The 508-nt window shown below is 64.8% G+C and carries 1 protein-coding gene; it reads right to left on the bottom strand.

Annotation, left to right across the window (positions count from 1 at the left end; translation table 11 throughout):
- On the bottom strand, positions 1-508 hold a 508-nt coding region (locus ACW0Q9_RS30375), incomplete at both ends, for a cytochrome b N-terminal domain-containing protein (protein WP_456187179.1).

The raw sequence follows: 508 nt of genomic DNA, 5'->3' as shown, positions 1-508 counted from the left end.
CGAGATCGCGATCAGGATGCCCGGCAGGACGACCGTCGGCCAGAAGATCGGCGGGATGACGTAGCCGTCCCCGATGGGGATGCTGATCTCCCACGCCGGCATGAGCCGGGTCGAGCCGTCCAGGAACATGACGTACCAGTCGGGCTGGCTGGCGAACGAGACCACCCACGCCTCGTACGGGCCGAACAACCAGATCGGGTTGATCTGGAACAGACCGCCCATCAGCGCGATCACGCCGAAGACGACCATGAAGAAGCCGCCCTGCTTGAGCACGTAGCGCGGGTAGAACCGCTCGCCGACCACGTTCTCGTTGGTCCGGCCGGGACCGGGCCACTGGGTGTGCTTCTGCTTGAAGACCAGACCCAGGTGGGCGCTGATCAGCGCCACCAGCAGAGCCGGGATGAGCAGTACGTGGACGATGAAGAACCGGCTGATGATGATGGTGCCCGGGAACTCCCCGCCGAAGATCGATGAGCTGAGCCAGGAGCCGATCACCGGGATCGACAGG

This window comes from Micromonospora sp. I033 (genome assembly GCF_053890995.1).
The sequence above is the reverse complement of the archived record's forward strand: the minus strand, read 5'-3'. Positions and strand labels throughout refer to the sequence as shown.